Here is a 7,041-nt window from a genome sequence, read left to right on the forward strand (position 1 = left end):
CTGAATATGCTAGAAAAACAAAACAGAATTATCATTGTAGATAATATAGAAAATCAACTCGAAATCTTAGGCAAATCTTTTTTTGACAATGGACTGGGATGTAGAACATTCAAATATGACATCGCTTATGAGGAACCTCTTAATAATGTCAGAATTGCTTTTTTTGATATTAATCTAACAGAAAAAGTTGTTGATGTAAATTATGATTCTGATGAACAAATACTTCAAAATAACACAGCAATATTTAATGATTTAGCAAATGCTATTAATCAGTACATCGCAAAAGACAATGGCCCATACGTATTAATCTTTTGGACTGCTAATAGCAAAGTCGTTGATGCTTTTAAGTTATATATGCAGGATGCTACCAGAGGTTTTTCAGAAACTGCTTCACCAATATTTATTGGTTGTATTGATAAAACGAATTATATTGAAGAGCAAAATGGAGAACAGCCAAGTTTATCAGATACAATTCTGAATCTACTAAATAATGATGAAAAAATTAAATTCTTGTTTGACTTTGAAGAGAATTCAAGGATAGCTGGGGAAAGATCACTAAATAGAATATATGATATACTTCCAAAGGATGAACTATGGGGTGAGAGTAAAAAACTATTCGAAGATTTAGACAAATTATTATCCAAGATAGCAGCTTCGACACTTGGATTTCAACATGCAAAAGAAAGCCCTAAAAAAGCAGTTTATGAGGGCTTGTTGCCAATCATAAATTATGAATTTTTAAATCAGGACAGTACAGTTGATTGGAACCAGATAGTGAACCAATTACACACTGCTGAAAAAGCAAATAATCTACTAAGCCCTGATGAAAGTATTCAACATAAAGTGAATGCACTCTATCATATTGAAGATTACTCAACTCATCAAAAAGATGTTCGTGGATGTGTAATTGAATTAGACAAGACTGATGATGACATTTTGAAATCTTTCAGGATATCAAATTTCGATAGTTGGTTTAATGGTTTGGTTCCGATTAAAACTAATCAGGTTCGAAAAAATATTAGGAAGGATTCCAAACTTATTGCCATCGAGTTTAGTGCTGCATGCGATTTTTCTAATAAGAAAAGTAGAATCAACAAATACATTCTTGGGGTGGTAACTAATCAATTTGACATTAAAGAAGAACTTAATAAAGAGATAAAGGCGGAAAGTAGTTATCATTTAGGAGGCTGCTGCTTCGAACATGGTGGCAATAAATATAATATTTGGCTAAATCTGAATTATGTTTTTGGTACTACTGCAGAAGATATCAGATTTGGAAACCCAATTTTTATATTAAAAAAAGAGATAATGGATATGTTAGGTAATAAATACGCCAGCCACATTTCAAGAATTGGTATAACGAGTTTTTAAAATGGATGTCCATAATAAAGAGCAACGAAGTAAAAACATGGCTGCTATAAAAAGTAAAGCCACAAAATGTGAAGTTGCTTTAGGTAAAAGATTATGGGCTGAAGGTTTGAGATATCGTAAAAATGATAAAACAGTTTTTGGTAAACCTGACTTTACTTTTAAAAAGTATAAACTGGCTATTTTTATTGATAGTGAGTTTTTTCACGGTAAGGATTTCGAAACAAAAAAACAGCCAGCAACTAATACCGATTTTTGGGTAATGAAAATAGCGCGGAATATTGAACGTGATAAATTGGTTAACTCCTATTTAGCTAAAGAGGGTTGGACTATTCTAAGATTTTGGAGTGATCAAGTTAAAAAAGACGTTAATATGTGTGTACAAAGGATAATTTATGAAGTCAGTAAAGTAAAATAGCAGATTAGAAGTTGTCATATTATGTTAGTAAAATTAGGTTGAATTTATAACTTCCCGATTATGCCTTCTAAACGCTATAAATATAACCAAACGCTGATAATGGTCATCTTTTTATAGTATTCCCTCCCTTACTTTGTAATCAAAACGGCTGTAATCCTATCAAATGGTTTACAGCCTGAAAGAGGTTTTGTTTAATGTAAAAATGAAGGAAGATGAATGTAGAGCTAATTACAAGGGACGACCTTGAACGATTCAAGAAAGATTTACTGGAAGAAATTCGCAAATTTCAGGCATTCCCGCGCAAGCGTGGTGAAGAGCAGCGCAACTGGCTTAAAAGTTTTGAAGTACGCAAGATGTTAGGTATATCAGCAGGGACACTGCAAAATTTACGTATTAACGGTACATTACCGTTTAGCAAGATTGGTGGCTTACTGTATTACCGTTACGAGGACATACTGAAGCTAATGGACGGCACAGGCGAATAAGCAACGTTAATTTGTAAGCTATGGAAAAGCTAACCTGTGCCACAGCAAAACAGATTGACTTTGTGGATTTCCTTGCTTCGCTCGGCTATGAACCATCAAAAATCCGAAACTCAGATTACTGGTACAAGTCTCCATTGCGAGATGAGCAGACCGCTTCTTTTAAAGTCAATCGAAAGCTGAATGTTTGGTACGACCACGGCATTGGTAAAGGTGGCGACCTAATAGATTTTGGAAAGGAATACTTCCGATGCACTACAAGTGAACTGCTGCAAAAGTTATCGACTGGCAATGCTGAAACCTTTCTTTTTCACCTGCAGGAAAAACCGAAGCTAATAAATATTTCAAGTGGCATTTCTACCGGTGAAAAAAAGAAGGATGGTGAGGCCAAAATATTGGTTACGGATAGCAGAGTTATTTCGGATAGTCGGTTGATAAGTTATTTGGAAAAACGGAATATCCCTTTGGAGGTCGCCAAGCAATATTGCCATGAGGTGGATTTTCTTCTGCATGGTAAAAAGCAGGCTGCTATCGGGTTTAAAAATAACAGCGGAGGGTATGAGCTCAGGAGCGCATATTTTAAAGGCGGCAGTTCGCCAAAGGCTGTAAGCTTTATAGATGTTGAGGCAAAATGCCTAAATATTTTTGAGGGCTTTTTCGACTTCCTGTCGTATAAAGCCATGACCCAAAAAGCGACTGAGCCGCCACCAAATATTTTAGTCTTAAACTCTCTTGCCTTTTTTCAAAAGTCTTGGGAGCTTATGGAAAAACATGAAAGTGTGAACCTCTACCTTGACCGGGATGAGGCAGGCATAAAACTCACAAAAGAAGCTTTGGAAAGAAACCCTGAAAAGTTTACAGACCAAAGTATTCTGTATAGCAATAATAAGGATTTGAACGACTGGCTGAAGCAGCCTGAAACACTTAAACCCGTTAAAAAGCATGGACGGTCTATATAACGTCTGAGTGGTAGCCAGCTATGTTTTGGTAAGACCAAAACGCTGGCTCAACTCATGCTATCGCATTCTTTGAGGGATTTTTTTCATGCTACCGCATTCAAAAAATCGTAATGGTGAAAGATGATGGAAGGAGTAAATGACAACAATAAGAATAAAGGTGGCAGGCCTCCTAAAGAGATTAAAAGGAACCAAGTGATGACAATCAAGTGTACGCTCTTTGAGCGCAAGGCTATCGAAGCTAAGGCTAGGAAAGCAAGCCTGACAGTTTCAGAATATCTCCGTGAACTGGGACTGACTTCAAAAATTAATTTCAGGAATAAAGCCCTACCAAAAGAAGTTTTAAGCTTTACCGCTACGCTAAACCACATGGCTGCGAACCTGAACCAGATTGCCAAAAAGCGTAACAGCAATGACGAGCTTAGTCCGATTGAACGGGCAGAACTAAAAGTGCAGTCCGGATATGTAAAAGACCTTGCCCAGCAAATAAAAAACTACCTCTCATGATTGGGCATGTGTCCATAGGGGCATCCATATACCACCTGCTCAGTTATGTACTGGAGGATAAAAAAGAATTGTCCGAAGAAAAGAAATTAGAGCTTGTGGCACGAGACCATTTACAGCACAGAGAACGTGCCGAGGTATTAGAATACAACAAATGCTTTGGCAATAAATATGAACTTACCGAGCAGTTTAAAGATGTAAGCAAGCTAAGCAAACGTATTGAAAAAACAATGCTGCATTTGTCCTTACGGTTGGCAACGGGAGAACAATTGACCAAGGCGCAACTAACCGACATGGGCAGGGCTTGCGCTGAAGCGTTTGGTGTAGCCGACCACCAATACATCTGCGTATTACACAAGGATACCAAAGAGCAGCATATCCATATTGCTGCCAACCGGGTAGGATTTGATGGCAAAGTAGCTACGGACAGCAATAGTTATAAGCGGATGGCAGAACTCTGCAGGAAACTTGAAAAGCAATACGGCTTGCAGCAAGTATTAAGCCCTAGGAAATTCCTGTCAGCTAAGGATAGGCAATTGCCTAGGCACGATAGCCGGAAAGAAAAACTGAAAGCGGATATACAGCAAACTTTAAAGCAAACAAGTAGCTACATAGCCTTTGAAAAGTACATGGTAGGTTTAGGATATAAAGTTTTAAAAGGAAGGGGTATCTCCTTTGTGGATGATAAAAAAGTAAAGTTTAAAGGAAGTGAGGTTGGTTTTTCACTCGCTAAAATTGAAAAGATACTGAGCCTACAGCAGCAGCTTGAAGCAAAACAGGCAAGTCGAAAAAATGAAAGTTTAAATGATAGCACTATTGGTGCTAATAATAACTTCAAGCAGGGAAATAGTCAACAATTTAGTAAACATGAAACTTCTTTTGAAGCAGTTGATAAACAAATCTCAGGACTTATAGGCCAGCTAATGAACCCTGAATATACTTCAGATTATAGAGACCCTGAACTAATCCGACAGCCTAAAAAGAAAAGAAGGCCAGGCATGAAACACTAATTAATGATGAATGACTATGGAAACGAATCGAAAAAATCAACTTGACAGGGATACACTGCAATTAGTACTTGAAGAATTTACGGTTGAACAAAAGACCACTAATCAAAACATCGGCGAACTGATTATTGCTATCGATAATTTTGGGAAAAAGCTTGATGGATTTAATGAACAACAAGCGTCGAAAAGCGAAGTTCCTGTAAGTATTGATACCGCACCAGTAAAAAGTGCATTGGAAAAAGGATTTTTGGATATCAAATACATGATTGGCCGAGAGCCTAAGAGCGTTACCCGTAAACTTCAGATATTGCTTTTCCCGGAACAGGATGCCAAGCTTTTTTATAAGATAGTTTTTGGACGTTGGTTTTTATTGGCAATTGCCATATTTGCCTTAAAGTTTACCTACAGTTGGGGATTAAACTATACACAGAGTATTAAAGAACTTGAAATGCAGCAGTTGGAAAACGACAAAATTAAAAGGTCTTGGGATTATATGTATAAGCACAATGGAAAGGCCACGAAAACAATGATGGATAAAGCGTATAATTTCTCGGTGAAAGAAAAAGATAAATGAATTGCGAATACAGTGTATACGCAATTCATATATCTCCTTTAGATATTATTAATTGCGAACGCAATGCGTTCGCAATTGGCAAATAAATTAGCCTCATGAATTGAGGCTAATTTATAATTCTGTCAAGAGGTTTAAAATACCCCTTTATACAGTTGATATTTTTTACGCAGATCTGAATATGATTTTTGTCTTTAAAACCTGCGCCTTCATATAGTGGATTTCCTTCCCAAAAAACTCCTCTTGCTGAATCAAATTCTCTTTCTCCAGTCTCTTTCAAAAATCCGTGCAAAGATTCTATAACAGCGCAATCAAGTTCTCTAAGGGCTAAATCTTCATTACGCCCTCTATTTCTCGGCATTGGAGTATCGGATGCATTTAAAGTTGCAGATAATATTGCGTGACCTTTTTTAAGCAATTCGAAATTCTTGGAGTCCAATAAATCCAGACAATGTCCTAAATCAATGATAGCTCCAATTACAGCAGGTTCTTTTATAGAAGAGTTCTCTTTCTTGCTTAACTCAACTGCCCATTCCATTGCCCTAGTAGGGCTGTTGTCCCAAAAATATATTCCGTTTCCTAGCCAATCGTATATATTTACTTTTGGTTCTAAATCTTGATCGGAGTTATTTATAATTTTGTCTACAATACTTTTATCTGTACCATGAAATCCAAGAATTAAGCCAGTTCTTGAGGTATACATATATCTTTGTATCTATCTTCTAAAGTCCCTTGTTCATCAACTATCCCTGCATTTTGCAGAAACTGTTTAGAAGCTTCCTTACTCTGCTTTATTTTTTCTATGAAAGCATCCATCTTCAATAGAAGTTCATCCACTTTTCTATCTTCCATAACTATAAGATTTTATACAAATATAGGTATAATCTTCGTCATTACTCTTCTCCAGAAGTATTTTAACTACATTGAGCACTTTGATTTTCCTTAATAGAGAGATTTTTAGAGAAACTAGAAACAGTTAACCTATGCACTCCTAAAATTCTTCCTATTGCACTATAAGACACATTTTTATCAAGCAATTCTTGAATTCTTTTTTCTTGACCGCTGAGTTTAGTTTTTGCGGACTTACTTCCTTTAGGACGCCCCAATATTACACCTTCAGCCTTTTTACGTGCTAAAGCTTCTTTAGTACGTTGAGATATTAGATTACGTTCAATTTCAGCTGATAGTCCAAAAGCGAATGCAAGAACCTTAGAATTAATATCGCTGCCCAAGCGATAATTATCTTTAATAGTCCACACTTGTATATCCCGGTTCATACATTCATTCAATACACCCATAATCATTAATAGATTCCTTCCTAAACGAGAAAGTTCAGAGCATATCAATATGTCTTCTTTCTTCATCTTTTTTAGTAGCTTGCCTAATTTTCGGTCTGAGACGCTCTTAGACCCTGAAATAGTTTCTTCAATCCACTTATCTACAACTATTACATTTTTATCACAAAACCGATTAATTTCATATCGTTGATTTTCTACTGTTTGTTTATCTGTACTTACTCGAATGTAGCCATAAATCATAATTGTTATTGTATTTGTTTGATTAAAATTGTCTAAAATAATGCTAGAATAAAAATAACCACTAAAGTTAAATGTTGAATTTTAGATGATTAAATATCATAGATTTTTTTGTGCTTTTTTAGATGAATGGGAGATTTAATATTGACGGTGAATGGTATCAATTTGGAAGGAAACAAGGGATAAGTTATGCACAAACA

The 7,041-nt window shown here is 36.0% G+C and carries 10 protein-coding genes; 7 read left to right on the top strand and 3 right to left on the bottom strand.

Features of this window, described 5'->3' with window-relative positions; genetic code table 11:
- Nucleotides 1-6: 6 nt before the first annotated feature.
- The 7 genes from ACLI1A_RS06180 to ACLI1A_RS06210 all read left to right on the top strand — a co-directional run bounded on the left by ACLI1A_RS06180 (nt 7) and on the right by ACLI1A_RS06210 (nt 5,309).
- Complete coding sequence (locus tag ACLI1A_RS06180) at nt 7-1,371, top strand: hypothetical protein (protein ID WP_411407193.1); 1,365 nt, start codon at nt 7-9, stop codon at nt 1,369-1,371.
- A gap of 1 nt (nt 1,372) precedes the next feature.
- Nucleotides 1,373-1,786 carry a very short patch repair endonuclease gene (locus ACLI1A_RS06185; RefSeq protein ID WP_411407195.1) on the top strand — a complete coding sequence of 138 codons (414 nt, stop codon included), beginning with the start codon at nt 1,373-1,375 and terminating at the stop codon, nt 1,784-1,786.
- A 212-nt stretch (nt 1,787-1,998) separates the two neighbouring features.
- Nucleotides 1,999-2,271 (top strand): helix-turn-helix domain-containing protein, encoded by a 273-nt coding sequence (locus ACLI1A_RS06190; RefSeq protein ID WP_411407197.1) that lies wholly within the window; start codon nt 1,999-2,001, stop codon nt 2,269-2,271.
- Nucleotides 2,272-2,291: 20 nt separating this feature from the next.
- Complete coding sequence (locus ACLI1A_RS06195; protein WP_411407199.1) at nt 2,292-3,227, top strand: toprim domain-containing protein; 936 nt, start codon at nt 2,292-2,294, stop codon at nt 3,225-3,227.
- Between the two features lie 120 nt (nt 3,228-3,347).
- On the top strand, nt 3,348-3,731 hold the full coding sequence (locus tag ACLI1A_RS06200; protein WP_411407201.1) for a plasmid mobilization protein: 384 nt from the start codon (nt 3,348-3,350) through the stop codon (nt 3,729-3,731).
- The gene (locus ACLI1A_RS06205) at nt 3,728-4,738 is read left to right on the top strand and encodes a relaxase/mobilization nuclease domain-containing protein (RefSeq protein WP_411407203.1); all 1,011 of its coding nucleotides are present in this window, start codon (nt 3,728-3,730) and stop codon (nt 4,736-4,738) included. Before ACLI1A_RS06200 ends, ACLI1A_RS06205 begins: the two co-directional genes overlap by 4 nt.
- A gap of 16 nt (nt 4,739-4,754) precedes the next feature.
- Nucleotides 4,755-5,309: a hypothetical protein gene (locus tag ACLI1A_RS06210; protein WP_411407205.1), complete on the top strand. Its 555-nt coding sequence runs from the start codon at nt 4,755-4,757 to the stop codon at nt 5,307-5,309.
- 106 nt (nt 5,310-5,415) lie between these two features.
- On the opposite strand, the gene ACLI1A_RS06215 is transcribed toward ACLI1A_RS06210, so the two are convergent.
- From ACLI1A_RS06215 to ACLI1A_RS06225, 3 genes are all read right to left on the bottom strand, one after another.
- Nucleotides 5,416-6,009 carry a hypothetical protein gene (locus ACLI1A_RS06215; RefSeq protein ID WP_411407207.1) on the bottom strand — a complete coding sequence of 198 codons (594 nt, stop codon included), beginning with the start codon at nt 6,007-6,009 and terminating at the stop codon, nt 5,416-5,418.
- Entirely contained in the window at nt 5,985-6,158 is a 174-nt protein-coding gene (locus tag ACLI1A_RS06220; protein ID WP_411407209.1) for a hypothetical protein, read from the bottom strand. Before ACLI1A_RS06220 ends, ACLI1A_RS06215 begins: the two co-directional genes overlap by 25 nt.
- A 62-nt stretch (nt 6,159-6,220) precedes the next feature.
- Nucleotides 6,221-6,844 carry a master DNA invertase Mpi family serine-type recombinase gene (locus ACLI1A_RS06225; protein WP_411407211.1) on the bottom strand — a complete coding sequence of 208 codons (624 nt, stop codon included), beginning with the start codon at nt 6,842-6,844 and terminating at the stop codon, nt 6,221-6,223.
- Nucleotides 6,845-7,041: the final 197 nt, after the last annotated feature.

This window comes from Flavobacterium sp. RHBU_3 (assembly GCF_046613565.1).
In the GTDB taxonomy this organism is placed as follows: domain Bacteria; phylum Bacteroidota; class Bacteroidia; order Flavobacteriales; family Flavobacteriaceae; genus Flavobacterium.